Origin of the sequence: Parabacteroides sp. Y3-G-102, assembly GCF_023656845.1 — a bacterium.
Classification (GTDB): Bacteria; Bacteroidota; Bacteroidia; order Bacteroidales; family Tannerellaceae; genus Parabacteroides; species Parabacteroides distasonis.
In genome coordinates this window covers 17,206-39,918 of sequence record NZ_JAMOKU010000007.1, presented here as the reverse complement: position 1 = coordinate 39,918, position 22,713 = coordinate 17,206, and the positions used below count along the sequence as shown (strand labels likewise).

Here is a 22,713-nt window from a genome sequence, read left to right as displayed (position 1 = left end):
GTTGAATACTATGTGAATCCTTTAAACAAGGAGGATGACGGACGATGAATAATAACAATTAAAATATTTACAATCATGGGAAAGATTATTGGAATCGACTTAGGAACAACCAACTCTTGTGTTGCCGTATTGGAAGGTAACGAACCGGTTGTTATCGCGAACAGCGAAGGTAAAAGAACAACACCTTCAATCGTAGCTTTCGTAGAAGGCGGCGAGCGTAAGGTAGGTGATCCCGCAAAACGTCAGGCTATCACCAATCCTGAAAAGACTATATTCTCTATCAAACGTTTCATGGGTGAAACTTATGACCAAGTACAAAAGGAAATCAATCGCGTTCCTTATAAAGTAGTGCGTGGTGATAACAACACTCCTCGTGTAGATATCGAAGGACGTTTGTATACTCCGCAGGAAATCTCAGCGATGATCCTGCAGAAAATGAAAAAGACAGCTGAGGATTATTTGGGACAGGAAGTAACGGAAGCCGTTATCACAGTACCTGCTTACTTTAGTGACGCTCAACGTCAGGCTACGAAAGAGGCTGGTGAGATCGCAGGTTTAACCGTACGCCGTATCGTAAACGAACCGACTGCCGCTTCTTTAGCTTATGGTTTGGATAAGACGAACAAAGACATGAAGATCGCCGTATTCGACTTAGGTGGTGGTACATTCGATATCTCCATCCTTGAGTTAGGTGACGGCGTATTCGAGGTAAAATCAACAAACGGTGATACTCACCTAGGTGGTGATGACTTCGACCACGTAATCATCGACTGGTTGGCTGAAGAATTCGAACGAGAGGAAGGCGTAGACTTACGTAAAGACCCGATGGCTTTACAACGTTTAAAAGAAGCTGCCGAGAAAGCGAAGATCGAGTTGTCAAGTACGACTAGCACGGAGATCAACTTGCCGTATATCATGCCGGTAAACGGTATTCCAAAGCACTTGGTTAAGACTTTGACTCGTGCTAAATTCGAACAATTGGCTGACGGTCTGATCCAAGCATGTATCGAACCGTGCCGTCAATCCTTGAAAGACGCAGGTTTATCAACTTCTGATATCGACGAAGTGATCTTGGTAGGTGGTTCTACTCGTATCCCGGCCGTACAGGCTATCGTTGAGAAATTCTTCGGTAAAGCTCCGTCTAAGGGCGTTAACCCGGATGAAGTAGTAGCCGTAGGTGCAGCGATCCAAGGTGGTGTATTGACAGGTGAGGTTAAGGACGTATTGTTGTTGGATGTTACTCCGCTGTCTTTAGGTATTGAGACAATGGGTGGTGTAATGACTAAATTGATCGAGTCTAACACGACCATCCCGACCAAGAAGTCCGAGACATTTACGACTGCTGTAGACAACCAGCCTTCTGTTGAGATCCACATCTTGCAAGGAGAGCGTTCTTTGGCTAAAGACAACAAGTCTATCGGCCGTTTCCACCTAGATGGAATACCTGCCGCACAACGTGGTGTCCCTCAGATCGAGGTTACATTCGATATCGACGCCAATGGTATCTTGAACGTATCCGCCAAGGATAAAGGAACCGGTAAAGTACAAAGTATCCGTATCGAGGCTTCCAGCGGTTTGAGCGATGATGAGGTTAAGCGTATGAAAGAAGAGGCTGCCGCAAACGCAGAGGCCGATAAGAAAGAGAAAGAGCGTATCGATAAATTGAATCAAGCGGATAGCATGATCTTCCAGACCGAGAAACAATTGAAAGATCTTGGTGACAAGCTTCCGGCAGACAAGAAAGCTCCGATCGAAGGTGCCTTGAACAAATTGAAAGAAGCTCATAAGGCTCAGGATATCGCAGGTATCGATGCTGCTATGGCAGAATTGAACAGCGTATTCCAAGCAGCTAGCCAAGAAATGTACAACGCTCAAGGTGGCGGCGCTCAAGGCGGCCCGCAAGCAGATCCTAACTTCGGTGGTCAACAAGCTGGCGGTAACGCAGGTAGCAGCAACAACAGCAAAGACGGTAACGTTACGGACGTTGACTTTGAGGAAGTGAAGTAAGTATCGGTAAATAACGATAACTAACGATAGTAAAATAGGGTGTAACTCAATTGGTTACGCCCTATTTTGTTTTTAGCACTTTCTGATTGATTTGCTTGTTTCTCGGATTTTTATTGTATATTTGTACCATATTTGTTCCGACACTTAGAAGTAGATAATGTGAAACTTATATAGTTGTCGGTGGTGATAGTGAATAACTTATGTTTCAAAGACAGATATGCCAGCAGCAAAGTTCGAGATAGTACGTAAATGCAAGATCTGCGGAGAACCGTTCAAAGCGAAGACCATTGAATCTTGGTATTGCTCTCCAAGATGTTCTAAAATTGCTTGGAAGAGAAACAAGGACGAGGAGCTAAGGATGCAGAAGTTGGATGAGGTTGTGAAGAAGATACCGAAGTCCAAAGACTATATCACCGTTCCTGAAGCCTATGCCTTGTTCGGGATTAGCAAAGAAACCCTATATCGCTTGATTCGTAAAGGTGTCATTTCAAGTGTAAACGTAGGCGAACGACAAACAAGAGTCAGCAAAGAAGAACTGCTGAAACTCTATCCTCTGCGGAAGAAAGCTCTGACAAAACCAAAGCCCGTTGCCAAACTATATAGCTTGGAACCGAAGGACTGTTATACCATCGGCGAAATATCCAAGAAATTCCATTTGGACGACAGCACGGTCTATCAGCATATCCGCAAATACTCTATCCCTACCCGGCAGATAGGTAACTTCGTTTATGTACCAAAGAAAGAAATTGACAATCTATATAAAGGAGCGAAGCAATGAAAAAAGCACTGGCCAATACGCGAGTTTCAGTAAAACTTCGCAAATCAGAATACCGTGAAGAATGGTATTTGTATGTAGAGGCTTATCCGGTTTTTCAAGCCGATAAGCCTACACCTCAGCGAGTGCGTGAATATTTAAACCGTACTATCACCACTCCCATTTGGGATAAGTCGCGGAACGCCCGAACTGACAAGGACGGCAAAACCACTTATAAGCCTAAACGTGATTTGAACGGTATTATTCAATGCAAGTCACAGTTAGACCAAGAATCGTGTATCTATGCCGACAAAGTGAGAAGTCTGCGGCAGAAGGAATATGATAATGCTTCTTTATATTCTGAAACAGATGCAGAACAAGCAGAACAGCTGGAACGTTCACGCTACAACTTTATTGAATACTTTGACCATGTGCAGCGCACCCGTCATGCGCACAGTTCTGATTCTATCATCGCCAACTGGAACCGTGTATATGAGCTGCTGAAGATTTTTTCAAAAGGCAATACCATTCCTTTTTTGCAGATAGATCTAAAGTTTGTAGAATCGTTCCGGCAATTTATATTGAACGCCCCACAAGGAGGCACAAAGAATGGTACTCTTTCTCAAAACACGGCATCCACTTATTTCTCCATATTCAAGGCAGCATTGAAGCAAGCTTTTATTGACGGCTATCTTACCGTTGATATTTCGGCAAAGGTCAAAGGCATTCAGGGGAAAGAGAGCCGCAGGGAATATCTGACGGTTGAGGAACTGAACCGTTTGGCTCAAACTCCATGTGACCCATTATTAAAACGAGCCTCGCTGTTTTCAGCCTTGACAGGACTTCGCCATTGCGACATACAAAAATTGAAGTGGTCAGAGGTTGAAGAATTTAATGGCGGTTACCGCTTGAACTTTACCCAACAAAAGACCAAAGGTGTTGAGTATATGCCCATATCCGAACAGGCATACCAACTTTGCGGCGAAAGGAAAGACGGTGAGAAACTTGTTTTTGCAGGACTTCCCGACCCGTCATGGATTAACCGTCCAATTAAGAAATGGGTTGCAGAAGCCGGAATAACGAAGCACATCACCTACCATTGCTTTAGGCACTCGTATGCAACCCTGCAACTCGCCGGAGGAACAGACATTTATACGGTCAGCAAAATGCTTGGTCATACGAATGTCCGTACAACTCAAATTTATGCCAAGGTCGTTGATGCCAAAAAGGAAGAGGCAACCAAGACGATTAAGCTGGATTTGCCAATGACCGAATAACCTCTTATATCATTTCATTTAAGTCATAAGCCATCTGCATCTTCATGTGGGTGGCTTTCTGTTTCTGTGCATTTTTATCTTCACAACCTTATGATTCAATGATGATTCGCTTATGCCGAGAGGCATAAGCGAAAAAATCTAATAATGGAATTTGTCATTATAGATGCTGATAATCAGTGCATATTGTTTATGATTCTTATGACCTGCTGATGTTTCTTTATGTGATATTTGTCACCCATAAATCAGTATTGGGATTTGCCATTACTTTGCGGCAAAATCAACTGATAATGATATGGAAGACAAGAACATTACATTTGAAGATTTGCCCAAGGCAATGTCATGGATGATGGACAAGTTGAATAAACTTGACTCCAAGATTGACGGTCTGAACAATATCCCGCAAATACGGCCTGCCGACCAGTGGATGAACCTGAAAGAACTGTGCGAATACCTGCCCAGCCATCCGGCGGAACAGACCGTTTACGGATGGACGAGCTGCCACCAGATTCCATTTCATAAGAGAGGCAAGCGCATCATGTTCCTCAAATCGGAGATTGACGCATGGCTTCATGACGGCAAACGGAAATCACAGAAGGAACTGGCGGAAGAAGCTGCACAATTCATTAATGCCAAACGAAACAGACCGTTCTAATGGATTCACTTGACTTGTGCAACAGCATCAGAATGGAGTTCGAGGGTATCGTAGAGAACAAGATACCTTTGGACGTGTTTCCTGCCAAGTTGCAGGACATGGTTCTGGCATTGGCACGGCAAGAGAACTATTCCATTGAGTACACAATGGCATCCCTTATTGCAGCAGCATCAACGGCCATCGGCAATGCGGTCAACATCCGCATCCGTGGCGGCTGGGTTAGCAGTCCAATTCTATACATGATATTGATCGGACGGCCAGGCATGGGTAAAACACCACCGCTTGACTTTGCTTTTCGCCCCATCCGAAAGCTTGATGCCAAAGTCATTAAGCAATTCAAGATAGATATGGAAAACTACAATTCCATACTAGAAAGTCAGAAGGGCAAGAAAGATGAAAGGCCGTCATTGCCGCCCAAGCCGATTTTGAAGCGAACAATCATTTCGGACTTTACCCCTGAGGCTCTTATTCGTGCACTTAACGATAATCCAAGAGGTGTGACCGTGTATGTGGATGAAATAATGGGAATGTTCAACGCCGTGAATCAATACAGCAAGGGGCAACTGATAGAACAGCTCTTGACGGCTTTTAGCGGTAAGCCTCTTGATGTGTCAAGATGCAGTATGCCGATACCTATTCACATTGAGCGACCTTTTATAAACATAGTCGGCACGATGCAGACTACCCGTGTGCATGAACTGGTCGATAAGGGGTACAAGGACAATGGCTTGCTGGATAGGATAATTTTCGTATATCCCTCGTCGCAGGAAATATCAGACTGGCCGATTGACGAAGATTTCACAGCTTCATCGTTTGAGAAGTATTCTGCCTTGTGGGAAGATGTAATCAACCGTATTTGCGAGATTTGTTTTATAACGGATGAGAATAACGACTACGCTTTACAGAACGTACTGAATTTTTCTCCAGAGGCTGGTACCTATTTTACCAACTGGCGCAATGGCCTAATTCATAAGGTAAACCAAATAAAGGATGACGGCTTGGTTGACAGTCGGATAATGAAAATACCCATGATTGCTGCACGGTTGGCTTTGGTATTTCAGATACTCCGATGGGCTTGTGGCGAAGTACACAAGGATTTCGTGGATATAGATTCCATTAAATCGGCCATCAGATTAAGTTCCTATTTTGAAGACTGTTATTCAAACATACAAAGATTCATGTTGATGGAGAGCATAGAACCGCAAAAGAAAGAATTGCTTGACAACGTACCAGCCTTGTTTTCTACCACCGAAGCCATCCAAGCAGGAAAAGAAGTCGGCCTGTCCGAAAGGTCTGTGATGTATATGTTGGTCAACCTTACAACGAGCAAGATTATCAGGAAAATCAAAAGAGGAGAATATGAGAAACTGCAATGAGCTACACGGTTTGCACCTTGCAGTATTTGCAGTTTGCAGTTCAGAAGACATGGGTAACCTGCAAAACTGCAACAACTGCAAACTGCACGAACTGCATTTATAAAAAAGGAGGAACTATGACTGAATACAGATTTACGCTCCAAAAATACAAGCGAGGCTCTAAGCTGACCTGTCCTAAATGCGGAAGGAAGCAATGCTTTGTCAAATATGTTGATACGGAAGGGCAGATTGCCTTTCCCGATTATGTAGGCAGATGTGACCATGAACATTCGTGCCAATACCATTACAAGCCATCGGATTATTTCAAGGATAATCCCGTTGCATTGGAAGAAAGGAAGTCGTGGAAGTCACAAGCAAAAGTTATGCAGCCCAAGCCAACAGATTACATTGATCGTGACATTATGCATCGCTCGCTTGCCAACTACGAACTGAATCCGTTATTCATCTTTCTTTCGGGTGTATTGGGTGAGAAAGAAACATCCCGGCTGTTCAAATTATACTGTGTCGGGACATCCAAGAAATGGGGAGGCTCCACGGTGTTCTGGCAGATTGACCGACAAGGAAAAGTACGAGCAGGAAAGATAATGTTGTATAATCCGACAACAGGACATCGGGTAAAAGAACCGAGAAGCTATGTGAGTTGGGTGCATACGGAATTGGAACTTGAACACTTTAACATGAAGCAATGCTTGTTTGGCGAACATCTTTTAGCTGGTTATCCAACAAAAGCTGTAGCCATTGTGGAGAGTGAGAAATCCGCTTTAGTGGCCAGCCACTTCATGCCTGATTTTGTATGGTTGGCAACTGGAGGAATACACGGCTGTTTCAAGGCTGACACCGTTGGCGTATTAAAGAACCATGCCGTAATTCTTTGTCCTGATTTGGGAGCGAAAATGGTTTGGCAGGAGAAAGTGCAGTTGCTTTCTTCCGTTTGCTCTAAGGTGGTTTTCAGTGAAAAACTGGAGCAGTGCGCTACAAACGAACAAAGGGAAAAAGGATTAGATATAGCTGACTTTCTGCTGATGGCGGACACTCCCATGATGACGCTTCAAAAAATGATAAAGCGATGTCCGAGTTTGCAAACGCTCATTGACCAATTTCAGTTAGAGTTAGTTGAACAATAAATAGAAATGAAAATGAAGAAAGACGTTTATTATTGCATAGTGCTTTCCGACAGCCAGCTTGATTTTCTGGCAGGAAGCAAGTACGGCATCGACCGCATGAAGGTATTGAAATGCCTCATTGACGCTGTGGTCATTAAGGAAACGAAGTACGAAAAGAAAGGCTTTGCCGTTACATTGCATATCGGGCAAGCCGCCCTTTCGGAAGTTGAATTGGCTACCCGTTTAGGCTATGACAAGAAGACTGTTTCGAGGTTACTTGACAAAATGGCCGAGTTGGGGATTGTCACATCCGAACAGACCAACCGCACAAGCATACACACCGTGCATTGTGTGTCGGCATGGTATACGGACAATCAAAAGATACTCAATCCGTATTACGTGAGCGTGAAAGAGCGGCACCATTGTGTCGGAGAGATTGGCGACAATGGTATAGATAAAGATGGTATCTCTGCCAATACGCCAAATGATGGAATTGGAAAGTCGGATACCTCCGCCTGTTGTAACAGTGAACAGCCGTCTCTATCCCTTATTTTGGGCAATAATGTTCATGACGGAAACGGAGCGTAAAACCTAATGAAACCGAGACCGTTGCAAAATGCCGTGTATTGGCTTTCAAAAAATGGCTTTTTACAATGCGAAACACGGCCTTTCACGCTGCATTTTGTGACCTTTTGGAAAAGCGTTGGTTTATGGCGGAATTGGGACTTGTTCTTATGAAGCGGTTGGAAGCACTTTTTTGAGGAATGAATGTAGCGGAGTACGTTTGTTTTAGACGTTTATAAAGACTTCGGACAAACTGCCCGCTCTGTGAGTCATGATATATCCAAAGTTCGTGTCAGGACTGTTACAAGAATTGCCTATGTCGCACAAAAACGCTCCGCGCTTCCATGCCACATAAGCCGTTACAGCCGCTCGCAAGCTCGCACCGGGCTGACCAGTTTTATTTATTTTATCGTATCACCTTATTACAAATCATTAGATATGACAACAACGGAAGAAAACAAGGACGAAAAGAAAAAGGATATAAAGCGCACAAAGCGGTTGGAGGCCAGAGTGACCGAAAAAGAATACGCAAAAGCCGTGGAACTTGCCGAGACCTGCGGTTTGACTTTGAGCGACTATATTCGAAAATGTGCTTTGGGGCAGCATCCGAGGCGGCGGCTTACCGACAAGGAGGTGGAAGCCCTTTGCAGTCTCTCTGATGCACGGGGCGCACTAATGCGAATAGCGGCAGCCGTCAAGTCCATACAGGGCAGCCATCGGGCGCAATACTTCGCAGACACCCGTTTCGTGGAGCAGTGGATGCGTGCAGCCATTCCCCTTATGGCCCGTTGGAATGAAATTCAGGAATACATCACCCAATAAATTCCCAACCAAATGATAGCAAAAGCGGCCACCATCAGCCACGGCGGAAACGCCGTCCGCTATTCGGTCAACAAGGACAAGGCCGAGATCGTGAAAGTGAACTTTCTGCCCGATGACATATCGGCTGAAGCCATGTACCAACGTATGGTACTCAAGCAAAAAGAATTTGCCAATACAATCAACAAAGGCAGACCGCTCAAACGGAATGTGATAAGAATGGAAATATCCCCAACTAAGGAAGAATCCTCAGGCTGGACGCTGGACGATTGGGTCAGATTGGCAAACGAGTACATCCAAGTATTCGATTCCATTGACCTCTCGAAAAAGACTAAACGTACCAGTGCGAAATCCACCAACGTAAAGAACAGCCAGTATGTAGTTGCTCTCCATCATGATGCAAAGAGTGGCATACCTCATCTGCACATAGATGTGAACCGTGTGGACATGGATGGAAAAGTCAACGATGACCACTTAATAGCGGAACGGGCAATGTCGGCTGCGTACATTATCAATGAACGGCGGGGATGGGTACAGCCGGAGGATATTTACGAGAAACGCAGGCTGGAGATTGCTGGCACTTGCATGGACGTGCTTCGCTCCTTGCCGAATTTCAGTTGGTCAGGCTATGAGGCCGGACTAAAAGCACACGGCTACGGCATACACTTGCAAGAGGATGACAAGGGGAATGTACGAGGCTATTCTATTCTGTCGGGCAACTCCAGTTATAAATCCTCCATTCTCGGTAAAGGCCGACATCTCATGCCTTCAAAGATAGAAGCGACATGGGCAAGGCTTCATGAAGAGCGGAAATCTTCGCTAATCCCAAATACCGAACAGAAAATACGGCCAGCTACCGTTTCGACTGAAATGCCACAGACAAACCGTCCGGCTCTAGTTATTAAGCACTACGACATTTCCACGGATGAATATCACCATTACCATGTGGCCATACCGGAAGAAGCGGACGAAATCATCTGCAAGGAATGTTCCGTGCCGGATGACAATCCCTTAGCAACTATAGAAGATGTACAGAAAACCGCCTTGCTCCTTTTTGCTGAATACCTTGACGGTGCAACGAGCATGGCTGCATCCAGTGGCGGCGGAGGTTCTGACATGAGCGGTTGGGGAAAGGATAAAGATGAGGATGAACGCGAATGGGCAAGGCGATGCGCTCAAATGGCTAATCATCTTTGCAAGCGCAGGAGGGGTTTACACAGATAATTGTTTCACTCAAAATCAATGAATATGGGAATAGGAAAAGGGAAATCTGACAAGATAGACATTGACGGCCTTATAGAAGGTGTAGGCAATGAAAACAAAGTAGCCCAAGAAGAAAGTAAACTTGAACAGAAAATTAAAGAACTAAAGGATGTACGTTTAGAATTGGAAGCCGCTACCCGCAAAATGGAAGAAGTTACTTTTGCGCTCAAAACAGCTACGGATAGTGCCGACAACATTATTTCAGGCATTTGCCGTGCTATTGTCAAAGCGGAACAAAATATAGTTTTCCGTGCCAAAATCAGCACAGATGAGTTGGCAAAAGTGCATCAATGCACAGTCCGACATATTAAGGCCGAAGAAGATCTATTGGAAAGGCATAGTGACAAAATGGCCAAACACCTCCAGAACAATGAAGGCGTTTGGCTTTCCACCTCTTGGCTTATATTTACTTTGGTCGTACTGGCGATTAGTTATCTTGCCGTAATTTTATGGGCTATATATAAAAGATGAGTTACACACTTTTACTTGCCCAATGATTTGAACATCTTGGTAATGCAACGCTTCTTCTGCTCCATGTTAGGATGAACGTAAAGGTTGAGCGTGGTTGAAATGTTGGAATGACCTAACAATACGCTGACAGTTTTATAGTCGCATCCGGCTTCAATGCAACGGGTGGCAAAGCTATGGCGCAGGCCGTGATATTTCAATTTAGGGATGTCGAGTTTCGCCATCAAACTGTTGTAGTAGTTGCGGTATGTGCATGGTTCTGTTGGATGCTCGTCGTTACCAATCAACACGCCATCAAACATGGCATTGAAGTCGATAGTGTTGTTGACATAGAATGTATCGTACTCTCCGCATCCTATCTTGAAGTTGAATGATACACCCTGGCACTTTACACCCTTTCCTTGTACTGAGTGTATGTCCATGGTCTTGCCGTCTATTACACTTGACTCGTCGATCAATGAAAGTACCGACTTGTTGAGTATGCAATGTACGGAACCGCTATCAACCATCATAGCACCCACGTACACATTTCCATCCTTTCCCTTGAATGCAGCTTTCACAATAGGGAACCCCACTTGCTCTATGTCTCTCAGTTTTGCAGTTCTTGTCTTCATCTTTTTCTGGTTTTGTTTGTTTGGAAGAGCCACCTGCTTTATGCTGCAGGCTGTTCTTCGTTGAATTCTTGCTTTTTGATTCTGCGAATCAAGTAAGCGATAGCCTTTGGTGCCTTCTCTCGGCAGACCTTCAGCTGAGCAAGGAACTCCTCCTCGGTAGCGTCTGAGTTGAAGAGGTCCACCAACTCGCAGTTGTTGTCCGACTGCTTGTCAAGCTTTAGGTTGTGGCATTGCATCAAAGTGCGAAGGGCAAGGATGCCAAGGTCGTACTTTGGACGTGCCTCTACCAGTTTGCGCATCAAGTCAAGTCCTGGATCGCCAATGTGCATCTCGTTGAGCATGGCAATCATGAAGAGCACCTTTGCGTCTGGTGTTGCCATCTCGAACACGTTCGCAAGCTGGCAGTTGGTCTCGTCAGCTTCTGTGTAGCGTTCGAGTTTTGCCAAGGCACGCGACTTGATGTACATGGCTTCTGCACATTGGTGTGTTGCCAGTACCTCGTTAGCGTACGCCAATGCTTCCTCGTACTTCTCTGCATAGAGGCAGAGCAACGAAGCAAGGAATTTCGGTGCCCAATGGCTTGCCTTTGTCAGACACTCTGGTACCGACTCTATCGAACCATAGAGATGCTCGTCGCACACGAGTATGTCAAGGAAGCGTTTTGCTTGCTGCATGGCTTCTTTGATGTCGCCGTTCTCAGCCTTCTTCGCTACGAGGAGCAGGTACTGACGTGCCGCTTCGTCGTAGTCGTTGTGCTGGAGTGCGCCATAGACAGCTTTTCCGCTCTCTATCTCGTTGCCAATCTGTTGCTCGTTGTTGTACTCGCTTGCGTAAGTCAGCACCTCACGACTCGTATGAGCATACTGAGGTATGACGTTCTTCGAGAGGTACAGACCTTCAAGGCTGCGAACACGGCTCAGAGCTACGTAGAGCTGTCCTGCTGCGAACATGCCACGGCTGAGGTCGAGCGAGAGTTTGTCGAAGGTCATGCCCTGACTCTTGTGGACGGTGATTGCCCATGCAAGTTTCAGAGGGTACTGGGTGAATGTACCAATGAGTTCCTTCTTCATCTTGCGCTCCTCCTTGTTGTAGTCGTAGCTGTACGACTCCCATGAACAGCATGGCACAATGTATGTCTCGCCGTTGTTGAGCGTCACGCTGATTTCGTCCTTAGTGAGTTTGCTCACCTTGCCGAGAGTGCCGTTTGCCCATCGTTTTTGCTGGTCGTTGCGAGTGAACATCACCTGAGCACCAACCTTGAGGCGAAGCTTCATGTCCACCGGGAACTTCTTTTCCTCGAACTTGCCGTCAATGGTTCCTTCATAGACGAACTCCTCCGACTCAATCTCCTCTAGTCGCTGAAGGTTGATCTTGTCTGCCGTCTTATTGATGGAAGCCAGCGTGATGACAGCACCATCTTCTGCGGTCGGAATGTGAACGCGATCGTTGAGGTGCATGATGTTCTCTGGTGTTACCTTGTTCAGGCGCACGTTCTCCAAAATGTGCAGGAAGTGTTCGTCATCCTGACGGTACACCTTGCGGAACTCAATCTTCACGAGTCGCATGCGCTTGATGGCGTCTGATTTGTAGAAGAAGAAGTCATCCGTTTGGTACAGATCCTTCAGCATATCCTTCTCAGGACCTTGCTTCACCACCGGTGGCAACTGGAACATGTCGCCTACGAAGATTATCTGCTTGCCGCCGAAAGGCATGTTGTTGCGCAGAGCCTTACGCATGGTGTAGTCGATGGCATCCATGATGTCGCATCTTACCATCGACACTTCATCGATGATGATCGTGTCTGCATGTAAAAGCGTCAGAATCTTTGCCTCGTTCATCTTGCCGCATGTTCCTGGCGTACACACCTCCATTGGCAAGCCAAAGAAGGAGTGTATTGTGTCGCCACCGGCGAGGATGGCAGCCACACCTGTTGGGGCAAGGGTGATGAACTGCTTTCCAACCAACTTCTGTACGTTGTGAAGAAAGGTTGTCTTACCTGTTCCAGCACGACCTGTGAGGAAGAAACTGGAGTTTGTGTTGGCAACAAGCTCGTATGCAAGCTGCTGTTCGTGGTTGTGTGGGTCTATCTGTGTGTTCTGCATGTCCTACTTCTGTTCGATTTGTGGGAGGATTTGGGTGAGACGTGTGTTGTAGTCGCTGTCGAGGAAACTCTTGTAGCATCCATCGATGATGCCTTTCGCCTTCTCTTCGAGTTCTTCCTGTGGCATGCAGCTTCTCTGGGCTTTGAGTACTCCTTCAAAGAAGTTGCGCACCATGATTTCTAATTCCTTTCGGATGAACTCCTCGTTGCGATGCACCTTGTCGTAGTCTCTCTTCTGAACAAGTTCAAGGCGTGTACCGTTGAAGGCGTAAACCTCGATGCCGTCGATGTAGGTCCAGTTGTGGTAGAGTCCCACCTTCTCGACAACTACGATGCGGTCGCAGAACCTCACGCCCTTGTAGTAGCGGTTTCCGCTTGCGCTCTCGTACTCTTCGCAGAGGAACATCTTCTGTCCTTCGTCCCATACAGGAATATGAACTCGTTGGTTTCCGAATGTCGGCAGGATGCTGTCGAACAGATCTTTGTTGATCGCTTTTGTTAAGCTTGCCATGTCGTTTTGTTTTTCTTGGTTTGTGATTTTTGTTTGTTCTCTCTTTGATTGGGCATGATGGTTAGCCCAAGCACTTCTGATGAGTTGCCTCTATCATGCTTCGCGAGAAGTCAAGGAGCTGACTCTCTGCCACCATGCTGCCCATTGTCTTGGCTTGTCCCTTCAGGAAGTCCTTCAGCATGAGGATGCTCTCTTCCTTGGCGCTTCGTTCGTTGAAACATCGCCAGTTGCATCCGCCCCAGAACTTCTGGGCAATGATGTTTGCCTTCTGTCCGTTCCATGCAAACAGCGTGATGCCGTTGAGGAAGGTGTGGGCGTAACCTTGTCCGATGTGGTAGTAAACTGCCAATCGGTCAGAGAGGCGGATTGCTCGGTAGTAGGTGTTGCCAGCTGCGCTGGTGTAACCGAGGGTGAGGTACACGTTCTTCTCTGCGTTGTAGGTGAGAGAACTACCCGAGAGGGCTGGGAGTGCCTTTGCGGCAATGAGTGCGAGTGATGTGTTCATCGTACATCTGGTTTTTGTTTAGCGGAATAGGCCGCCACCTCTGTTGTTTGTAATAATAAAATAATGTATAAACAAAACCAACTCTCTCGGAATTGTGATGCAAAGTTACTATGTTAGTATAGGGCATGCAAGCTTTTTTACATGAGTATTGGTTCCTTCCGTTTTGGAACCAATCACACTCATTTTTGAAAGTTCATGCAGCGTATCTTTTCTTTCTGATATCCTTCATGCACTTGCTTGTGCATGCAAGGGTGATGTGCATTGAGGTGAAATCTTCTGAACGACCATGCTTCTTGTGGTTTGCCTGTGCCTGACGTTTCTCTATGATGCGACGGAGAATTCTGTCCTGCACTTTTGAAGGCTTCATCTTACTTCTGATGTTCAAGTTGAGAAGGATGCCGTCAAGTACCTCAATCTCAATCTTGTTTGTTGTCACATTGCAGAGCTCTTCGGTAGCTGCCTTGCGATAGCGATTAGATGTCTCAACACGTTCCCAACGCTTGTTGGTTCTTCTGTGAGCATCTGCCTCTGCCTTCCTCTGCTTCTTTGTCTGCTTTGCTGTTACCTTGTTATTCATGGTTGCCTTGTTGTTGTTTGGTATCTGTTTCATAGTCGTCCGTTTTTGATTTCGAGTGCAAAATTACTACTTGATTTCGGATTTGAATAATGTTTCTGTCTGAACAATAGTTCCTCTCATTTTGGAACCATTGTCTCTCTGATCAACTACTTCTTTCCTGCGAAAAAACAGTAATAGCAGTACCGATTGCCGAGCAGATAGCTGCTGCGAGCAACCAACGATCTTTCTCTGTCATGGGCGTTTCTGTTTTTGGAGATTGCTGTGTTTCCATTTGCGATCAGTTTTAGGTTTCCACCAACGAATTGCAGCGTCAACTTCGTGGCGGTTTTCGAAGTTTGACTCTGCAAAGGTAATAACTATTCTTGTGATAAAATCAAGAACTTATGATTCTAATGGTTCCTCCGTATTTGGAACCATTCGTTGAAGTTTCTCTCCAGGTTCAAGGTAGTGTGAAACTATGTCTTTCACTCTTGTCGCGAAGATCTTACGTATCCTTGGCGGTGACATAACTTCGAGTCCTGCACCCATCTGGAGAACACGACCAATAAACTCGTTGTTCATCTCTACATCAACAGAGAACTCAGCATACTCTCCATCTTCGTATAATCCGTAAGGCTTCACAACCTCGTATGAATGATGCAGAGGCTTTGTGTCTATTAATTTAAATATATAATGTTCGTGCGCGCGTATAACGATGTGTTCTTTGTTCGGGTGCTCCTTCATGTGGCTCACGCCCACGATGTCCTTGAAGAACTCATCATAATAGTGCTCCGGTGCAGGAACATAGTCCACCTTACTCCTCTCACGAGGTTTCTCTTGTATGCGGTCAAGAGCAATGTTGTACCCGAATTCCGGTTCTCTACCTTCTGCATGACCGAATAAATGCCATCGTCCATTGTACTCTTTCAAGTAATGCGGATGAAATAGTAAGGTTACTTGTTCATTGTCGTATGGCTTATATTCTATCTCCATCACCGTTTTGTTGGTAATAGCTTCATAGAGCTGAGGGAGATATTCTATATTGGTTAATATTCGGTCAAGGCTTGAACTTATCACCTGCTCACCTTTCCGGCGCTTAGCCTTCATGTCGAGCAAATCCTGACAATCATGGAAGAAGTACTCCAACCACGATTTAGGGAAGAATCCAGCAGAGTCCTGGCAAAACTTCCAGTACTGACGAAGATTATTGATGACCTTGGCATTACGCATGTCTGCAAGTGGATCATCATCCTTACCAACGTATCGAAAGCGCTTATTGCGGTTGTTGCCTTCTTCCTCAAAGCATTCGCCAACGTCCTTTTCAAGCTTATCGGCTATAGCTTTCTTTAGTGTGCCAACCACCTTCTTCAACTCGCCATACCCATCGCAATTTGACAAATTAGCAGGAAGTTCTTTTGTTGTCACACCAATATAATCAGCCATGATATCTGCATAACTAACCCATCGGTGACTCATAAGCCACCGATAGGTTATCAAAGCAAATTGTGCCTTATAGCTATCTCCGTCAAAGAGGTTCTTGCGTTGCATGATTATTAATCATTTGCCGGTCTTACGTTTATTGCAAAAAAGATAGGCTTTCCCGTTTTTGGATTCGTTCCTTCTTTTAATTCAAACAAAACCTCCTCTCTTTCAGAATAGTCGTATTCTCGAGGGGAATTGTTTGGTGCAAATCCCTTTCTATTGTCAATAATGTATACAGGATGATTATCTACAAGAATTCTGTTTCTGTCACCATTAATTTTTCCTCTTAAAGCAGAACTGCTGTCCGACCCAGTTGTAAAGGTATTTGTATTAGTGCGAGAAGGAGAAGTTGGAACTTGCATGCCACATAATTCATCTCGACATAATTGTAGAATTCTAACTTGCATCTTCGCGAACTCATAATCATAAATCGGGCGACTACCATTATTGACAATCATCAATAAACGCTCCTCCGGCATTGTCGAAGGAACACATTCTCTATGATTATATAGATGCCTTAATGCACGAGTTAAATTAGCGAATTCGGACGATTTATCAGGAAGATTGTTTCCGTTATTACTTCCTTCATAGTATAATTTATACAACGATCCCGAAAATGCATCCATTGAAGCTTCATCATAGCATCGCTTTCTTAAGATTCCAAATTCGATTGGATCTTCGTGAGAAGGAATAAATACCTCATGAACATTAATATACCGTTTATTTACGCCAACTCGCAATCTTTCTATTTGACCTACTAGCTCATTTAGTTCTTCTTGCTCTATGGAATCAACATCCACAACTTCCTTGTCATGGCTACATGCACGCAAATAATCTTCCAAATACCCAATCGGCAAATAAAAGGTCGATTCAGAAATGCTATTTACAAGACCCTTAGACCTTAAACTCGTTATTCCGTCTGGTATAGTTCCTTCAAAATTCTTAGGTCCTTTTGAAAGTAAGAACATTGTGGAACGCTCTGCTTCAGATACAAACCGATTATTAATTATCTCACATAAATAATCTCGAATTACATCATATTCAGGCAGAGCAACCTTTCTATTGGTATACATATGAGAAGCTACAAACTTAGCATAATATGGAACGCCTCCTGTCTTCTGAAACAAAGGAGACAATAAATCCAAATACTGTTGTCTTAAGAAAGTTTCTTCAATCAAAGAGCATTCATGTTGCCAAAGAGAGGTGAAGTCCTCCTTTGATGTTGAAGTAATCGTCACATTCTCCAATCCACAATTAAGTTCTGGAGAGCCTACACTCGTGCATATTGCACTCCATGTTGAGGTTCCGGCAATCCAAAATTTCAGATTAGACTCTGGAGAAGTAGCAGCACCTCTTATTCTTGAAAAGTCAGACGGAGTATCAAATGCCTCTAAAAGGAGATAATCAATTTCATCAAGAAGCAACAACAAATATTTGTTGTTCTTTGCAAGGCTGTTTGCAAGTGTAAATAGCACTTGCTTTTGATATTCAGGATTCCATTCTTCCATTTGTACTCGCATGTCGAGTTCATCGCAAGAAATATCTAAAGAACATCTTCTAGATATTTTCAGCTCCCCTTCTGGCAACAAATTATCCAAACACATTTTTGATGCAAGAAGCGAAGCCATAGATCTATATACAGCAGGAGTATTTTTCTTAACTCCACATTGAGTTTTTACATCAAAATACAAAGGGTAAGCCCCAATACTACTATTGTTAACCAAATATGTTTCCAAAGACTTCATTAAGCAAGTCTTACCAAAACGTCTGGCGCCAATTATTCCTGCGTTTCCTTTTCTTTTGGCACATGAAATCAATGTCTCGATTTCTCTATTTCTACCAAACAAATCTTTTGTAGAGGTAATATCAATACCTACAATGAAAGGTTCCATATTATTGATTGTTAAAGTGAAAATTCTAAATCTAAATCTCTATGGTGAACAAACCACCAACGTCTAAACAAGTCAACGCTCAAACGATACACCTCTCTACCTTCATCTGTAAATGAATATAGTATCTTCTTATCTTTTAAACTCACCAAAGCTCTTGTCATATTGAGTCGTCTTTCTTCATTTACAGAATACTTATCCCATAAGCGTTTAAGTTCATCCATACTTATGCCGCGTTCAATTTGAGTACTTTCTCTATTAAGGTAGGAAATAGATGAAATCAATTGATGCTCGGCAATATTTTCCGGATCAATCTGATTATTATGGAAATTAGTTTCATCCAAAGACTCCCAAGTATCTCCTTTACCAGGTTGTACTTCACCGGTTAATACTCTAACCACATCATTAACCTCATTGAATCCTAAATGTCTATGTTTGCTAGCGACAGCATACTTACCACATGCTAAGCATATCCATTGAATCCAATATGGCACACAACCAGACAAAGCGCGGATATAAGCTTTTGCCCTTTCGTCAAATATTATTTTAGGACATGCATCGATTAATTCATTTGCATATTGCTCCTCAATTTGGTTAATAGGCATTGGCAAAGTATTATTCATTTGACCTGCAATATACTCTTTTTCCTTTGGAAGTTCCTTTATATCGTAGGTACCAGAGTAAACAAAGCAAGCTTTTCCAGTCAACGCCAAATTTCTTAATGTAGAAATAAATGTCGCATCTATTAAACCCTCCTTGAGCATAAGTCGAACAAATGAGAACTCGTCTATTGTAACAAGCGGAATAACATTATTCTCGTTAAGGACATCGATTACCTTACAAAAATCAATTTGCGAAAGACTTTCTGCAGGAGGAAGACCATCTTCACCATAGGCTGCTTCAACTTTATCGGCCAATTCATCTGTTAACTTGTCATATATATTCGTTTCCAAAGCCCAAGTCCAAAATTGGGCAGAGGTCGAATTCTTGTATGGGAATTCGTTTAAATACCATTTGAAAGCTAAAATGTGTTTAGAAGAGTCTTCTTTTAATATCTGACCATCAATTCGATTTCTCAGATAATCCAAAATTGAAGATTTACCTGTACGAGTTAATCCATAAAGAATATAAGTCAAAGAACGATCTTTTGACAAATAGTGATCGATCAATGTCCTCAACTCTTTCTCGCGACCTTTAAATATGTGTTCCTCTGGAGTGTTGGATATTGTCCAAGGAATATCAATTTCGTCCGACAGCACATCCTCATTTTCCACTTCATATGTAGCTTCATATTCTCTTGGTTGTAATTCCTTACCTTGATATTTAGCTACTAAATCGAACTTCACATTGGCAGATATGATTTCATAGAAGTCAGGAGAAATAAATCTCTCTCCACAGCAATCTCCTGCGGATAACTCTTCATTATGAGTTATACTGTATTTTTTGCCATTAATTGATGCGGTAACAACGAAAGATTCAGCAGTAGAGTCACCATTATTTGTTACAACAATGCTGATACAGCCATTACCACTAAGATCTTTAGTGATAAAAGCAGGTTCGCAAGAAATACTCAAGACAGGCAATGTTCGTGCTTCTTTTTCTTTGATTTGTCGCCCGATTTCCTCCAGCCAATTGTTAAACAAGTGAGAAAAGAATGTTCTACCATAATTTGTGGTCGTTTCTGTAATTGATTTCTGACCATTGAGAAGAATTTGCTGAGATGTAACTAAGCTTCTATATCTTTCATTCTCTCTATGTCCAGCATAATTAGCGAGAGTATTTAGAACCTCTTTAACGATGTTTTGAGAATTTGTATCAGTATTTGTCATTAAGGCCGAGTGCTCTAGTACCGAATTCCATAATGAAACGAAAGTTGTTATGTCAAATTGGTCAAATTTCCATTCTAGGCAATCATGAAGACACGTTTCAAGTTTCGTGATTCTTGTTCGACGATGCTGAATAATTCTCTTTAAGAATGTACCCGAAGTTAATTTACTGTCAACATTCGCATTTTCTATTGAATTAATTAGATTACAACATTTTTTTCTAAGATTATCATCATCTCTGAAAGCAGAGAACATCGGCATAAGTCCGTCTGGTGAACCACTTAAAGTGTTCCACGAATTTTCAGATGATGCTCCTATTGCGATACATGATCGGAAGAACACTTTTTGTTCTTCATTGCTATCCCCAAACAAAATTTCTTGCAATTTTGCCTTTAAAGTCCAATCTTCCCAATCAGAGTCGGGAGTTTTTCCTCCTTCTAATTGCGAAATAACGAAATGTAATTGTAAATACTTTAATAGTAATTCTTGGAGGTGATTTTTCTCTCCTAAACTATTAAATATACCTAGAGCTTCAATATAATAGCTACAAGCGCAATCACAAAGAGCTTGTAATTCTGCAAATTCACCAGTATTGTTTCTTATTAAGTTGGCAAATCGAGCATACATTCCATGCCCTTTCATTCTTGCATAGTTAGCAACAGAAATCTTATACATAATTGAAGATGTCTGTTTGGTGTTATAATAAGCACCAGCTGCCTCTAAAAATAACTGAGCCTTACCCTCAAATGATTCCGTGTCGTCATTGCGTTTGTTTTGAGCTCTACCAAACAGTTGTTCGGCAGGAATTATTTCATTCGAAGGAAGTAGTTCCTGCCGTTTAGCCTCTTGGCACACATCCTCAAGAAGCATTTTGCTGATACTATCGCTTGAAGAATCTGGATTATTGATATCATTGGAATCCATCCTTTGAATGGACTCTTTTAGCTTTGTGATGGCATTATTATTGGGTTTAACACTTTCTGCATATAATATTGCTTTTAATGCCTCTTCTCTATTATTATCTTTCTGATACAATCTTGCCATTGTTATATACAAATGGCCAATGCTATTTACATTAACGTCACTCTGTTGTTCAGTTAGAACAATAAGATATGCAAGGGATTGCAAAGCTTCAGTTGTATGATTTAATGCAATCTCTGTATTCACAATTCTATCAAGATAACTTCTTAAGTATTTAGGGGTTGGACGACTTGTGTTTATAATTTGATAAGAACGTTTAAGACATTCTTCTTTCTGTCCATTTCGAATTAAAGTATCCAGTTCCTTCTCTAATTGCTTACACTTTGATTCGTTCAAGTTTGGCATTTTTTTGCTTAGGAAAGCCGTTACTTCATTTGAAAATAAAATTGTAGGCTTAACCAATTTTCTTTGCGATGAATCATTATCTGTGTGAGAAGTCTCTATGATTTTTGGAAATCTTGTTCTTTTACTATATGGAATACTATCTAAATCGACCTTGCCCATTACTTTTAGTTGAAGGCCTCCATTCTCTAATATTTTTTCCGACTCGGTTTTGTATAGTTCTACATTTGTTGGATGGATGGCTTTTATAGACTGATCTTCAGGGGTATTGGTTGATTTGTCATATTCTTCCGCTTCATCATCAAAAATATCTGGATCTGTTCCTACATACGAAAGGATAATTTTTTGGAATTTCTCTATTTCTATATAAGCTTCCTTTTTGGAAGTCATTTCATCCATCATGAACTTCAAAACAGCAAGCATTGTTTTTTTTCTTTTAGCTGTAACTCCTTTGCGATATACAAGAGCTTTTCTAAAAAGATTCATTACATCATGGTATGATGTTTCAATTAATGAAAACATAGTTGAATTCTCATTAATCCTGTTGCAATATAAGCGAGAACCAGGAGCGCAACTTTTTTTCTTGAAATTGACAAAATTCCCTCTTAACGTCTCCGATAATCCAGAATCAGTTGTTATATTTATACCATTGTCATTAATATCTACGATAGTTGCATTAGTAGGTATTAGCGTCCTATTGTTTATGGATAAAATTGGAAATATTTTTAACAATAATAGATCAAAGATATCAAGCACTTTCTGAGAAGACAAACTATCTGCATCTCTGAAATTATTTTCTACCTCAGTTGTGGTTAAAATATTTTGAATACTATCTATGGAAGTTTGACGAACCGTTATTATAGTTTCGTCCCTTTTTTTGATTGTTGCAAAAACCGGTGTCAGGTTAACGATTTCACCAGACACTTTATTTGTGTTAAAGGATATTTGAACCTTGTCGCCAACCTTATAGCTATTAGTTATAATATTGTACAGAGGAATATGGCCGCAATTAGGACAAATAAATGCGGATTTTGATATTTTTTTTCCACAATCTGGACATTCGACAAGTTTGTTCAATAACTCCGTATTTTTTGATTCTTTTATTGGGGCAATAGATGGACTTTGATCTTGCATCTGAATAGTATTTAATTGTTCTTTTGCAAATAAAAAAATGTTTTGGGCAATCCTTTGTAACCTAACCCCAGTCCATGTGATAGGTGGGTTATTAGCAGCTACTATCAAAATCTGTTTTGTCTCCTTTATTTGATGAAAACTAAAAATAACCCCGTATACTTCAAAATACAGGCATTTTTGGTTCTTATCATAATATAGTTTTGAATCATAGAAACTTGTTGCATTCTTTAGTACACAATCTGCAACTGCAGAAACTCTTGTTTTTATGAATTCATAAAACAATCTGGATTTATATTTTTCTGTTTTAATAGCAGCATTGAGTAAATTAATAGCAGATAGAAAATAAAAGAGTGAATTATCATCTGTGACATTTATTTTATTGATTACGCCCATCGCCTCATCAACTACATTTTCGTCAATTGGTTGTATTTCGTCTCCAACCAATTGACTGTATAGTCCAAATATGTGTTCTGATATTTTGCTCATAAC

At 42.4% G+C, this 22,713-nt stretch carries 19 protein-coding genes; 10 read left to right on the top strand and 9 right to left on the bottom strand.

The annotated features are described in order from the left end of the window. The first annotated feature begins 75 nt into the window (after nucleotides 1-75). The 10 genes from dnaK (at nucleotide 76) to NBH16_RS04760 (ending at nucleotide 10,286) form a co-directional block, all read left to right on the top strand. Entirely contained in the window at nucleotides 76-2,007 is a 1,932-nt protein-coding gene (dnaK, locus tag NBH16_RS04805; RefSeq protein WP_005864708.1) for a molecular chaperone DnaK, read from the top strand. Between the two features lie 217 nt (nucleotides 2,008-2,224). After that, the gene (locus NBH16_RS04800; protein ID WP_008154652.1) at nucleotides 2,225-2,785 is read left to right on the top strand and encodes a helix-turn-helix domain-containing protein; all 561 of its coding nucleotides are present in this window, start codon (nucleotides 2,225-2,227) and stop codon (nucleotides 2,783-2,785) included. Continuing rightward, the gene (locus NBH16_RS04795; RefSeq protein WP_008154650.1) at nucleotides 2,782-4,038 is read left to right on the top strand and encodes a site-specific integrase; all 1,257 of its coding nucleotides are present in this window, start codon (nucleotides 2,782-2,784) and stop codon (nucleotides 4,036-4,038) included. Before NBH16_RS04800 ends, NBH16_RS04795 begins: the two co-directional genes overlap by 4 nt. Nucleotides 4,039-4,330: 292 nt before the next feature. Continuing rightward, entirely contained in the window at nucleotides 4,331-4,690 is a 360-nt protein-coding gene (locus NBH16_RS04790; RefSeq protein WP_005864702.1) for a helix-turn-helix domain-containing protein, read from the top strand. After that, on the top strand, nucleotides 4,690-6,066 hold the full coding sequence (locus tag NBH16_RS04785) for a DUF3987 domain-containing protein (RefSeq protein ID WP_008154646.1): 1,377 nt from the start codon (nucleotides 4,690-4,692) through the stop codon (nucleotides 6,064-6,066). Before NBH16_RS04790 ends, NBH16_RS04785 begins: the two co-directional genes overlap by 1 nt. Before the next feature lie 116 nt (nucleotides 6,067-6,182). Continuing rightward, a complete protein-coding gene (locus NBH16_RS04780) occupies nucleotides 6,183-7,190 on the top strand; it encodes a DUF6371 domain-containing protein (protein WP_008154644.1) in 1,008 nt (335 codons plus the stop codon). A 12-nt stretch (nucleotides 7,191-7,202) separates the two neighbouring features. Further along, entirely contained in the window at nucleotides 7,203-7,757 is a 555-nt protein-coding gene (locus NBH16_RS04775) for a MarR family winged helix-turn-helix transcriptional regulator (RefSeq protein ID WP_008154642.1), read from the top strand. A gap of 414 nt (nucleotides 7,758-8,171) precedes the next feature. Then, nucleotides 8,172-8,555, top strand: coding sequence for a plasmid mobilization protein (locus tag NBH16_RS04770; protein ID WP_008154640.1), 384 nt, complete (start codon nucleotides 8,172-8,174; stop codon nucleotides 8,553-8,555). A gap of 12 nt (nucleotides 8,556-8,567) precedes the next feature. After that, nucleotides 8,568-9,776, top strand: a complete 1,209-nt coding sequence (locus NBH16_RS04765) for a relaxase/mobilization nuclease domain-containing protein (protein ID WP_008154639.1) — start codon at nucleotides 8,568-8,570, stop codon at nucleotides 9,774-9,776. Nucleotides 9,777-9,800: 24 nt separating this feature from the next. Then, complete coding sequence (locus tag NBH16_RS04760; protein WP_005864692.1) at nucleotides 9,801-10,286, top strand: hypothetical protein; 486 nt, start codon at nucleotides 9,801-9,803, stop codon at nucleotides 10,284-10,286. 11 nt (nucleotides 10,287-10,297) lie between these two features. Here the strand turns inward: NBH16_RS04760 and NBH16_RS04755 are convergent, their stop codons facing one another. From NBH16_RS04755 to NBH16_RS04720, 9 genes are all read right to left on the bottom strand, one after another. Continuing rightward, nucleotides 10,298-10,705: a tyrosine-type recombinase/integrase gene (locus NBH16_RS04755; protein WP_370016474.1), complete on the bottom strand. Its 408-nt coding sequence runs from the start codon at nucleotides 10,703-10,705 to the stop codon at nucleotides 10,298-10,300. A 230-nt stretch (nucleotides 10,706-10,935) separates the two neighbouring features. Continuing rightward, nucleotides 10,936-12,999 (bottom strand): AAA family ATPase, encoded by a 2,064-nt coding sequence (locus NBH16_RS04750; protein WP_008154634.1) that lies wholly within the window; start codon nucleotides 12,997-12,999, stop codon nucleotides 10,936-10,938. Between the two features lie 3 nt (nucleotides 13,000-13,002). Continuing rightward, nucleotides 13,003-13,509, bottom strand: a complete 507-nt coding sequence (locus tag NBH16_RS04745; RefSeq protein WP_008154633.1) for a hypothetical protein — start codon at nucleotides 13,507-13,509, stop codon at nucleotides 13,003-13,005. A gap of 61 nt (nucleotides 13,510-13,570) precedes the next feature. Further along, entirely contained in the window at nucleotides 13,571-14,014 is a 444-nt protein-coding gene (locus NBH16_RS04740; protein WP_008154632.1) for a hypothetical protein, read from the bottom strand. Nucleotides 14,015-14,207: 193 nt separating this feature from the next. Continuing rightward, nucleotides 14,208-14,624 (bottom strand): hypothetical protein, encoded by a 417-nt coding sequence (locus NBH16_RS04735; RefSeq protein WP_008154630.1) that lies wholly within the window; start codon nucleotides 14,622-14,624, stop codon nucleotides 14,208-14,210. 109 nt (nucleotides 14,625-14,733) lie between these two features. Further along, nucleotides 14,734-14,862, bottom strand: a complete 129-nt coding sequence (locus NBH16_RS23270; protein WP_255055781.1) for a hypothetical protein — start codon at nucleotides 14,860-14,862, stop codon at nucleotides 14,734-14,736. Nucleotides 14,863-14,972: 110 nt separating this feature from the next. Beyond that, entirely contained in the window at nucleotides 14,973-16,118 is a 1,146-nt protein-coding gene (locus NBH16_RS04730; protein ID WP_008154629.1) for a helix-turn-helix transcriptional regulator, read from the bottom strand. A gap of 5 nt (nucleotides 16,119-16,123) precedes the next feature. Beyond that, a complete protein-coding gene (locus NBH16_RS04725; RefSeq protein WP_008154628.1) occupies nucleotides 16,124-17,944 on the bottom strand; it encodes a hypothetical protein in 1,821 nt (606 codons plus the stop codon). A gap of 11 nt (nucleotides 17,945-17,955) precedes the next feature. Beyond that, on the bottom strand, nucleotides 17,956-22,710 hold the full coding sequence (locus NBH16_RS04720; protein WP_008154627.1) for a hypothetical protein: 4,755 nt from the start codon (nucleotides 22,708-22,710) through the stop codon (nucleotides 17,956-17,958). Nucleotides 22,711-22,713: the final 3 nt, after the last annotated feature.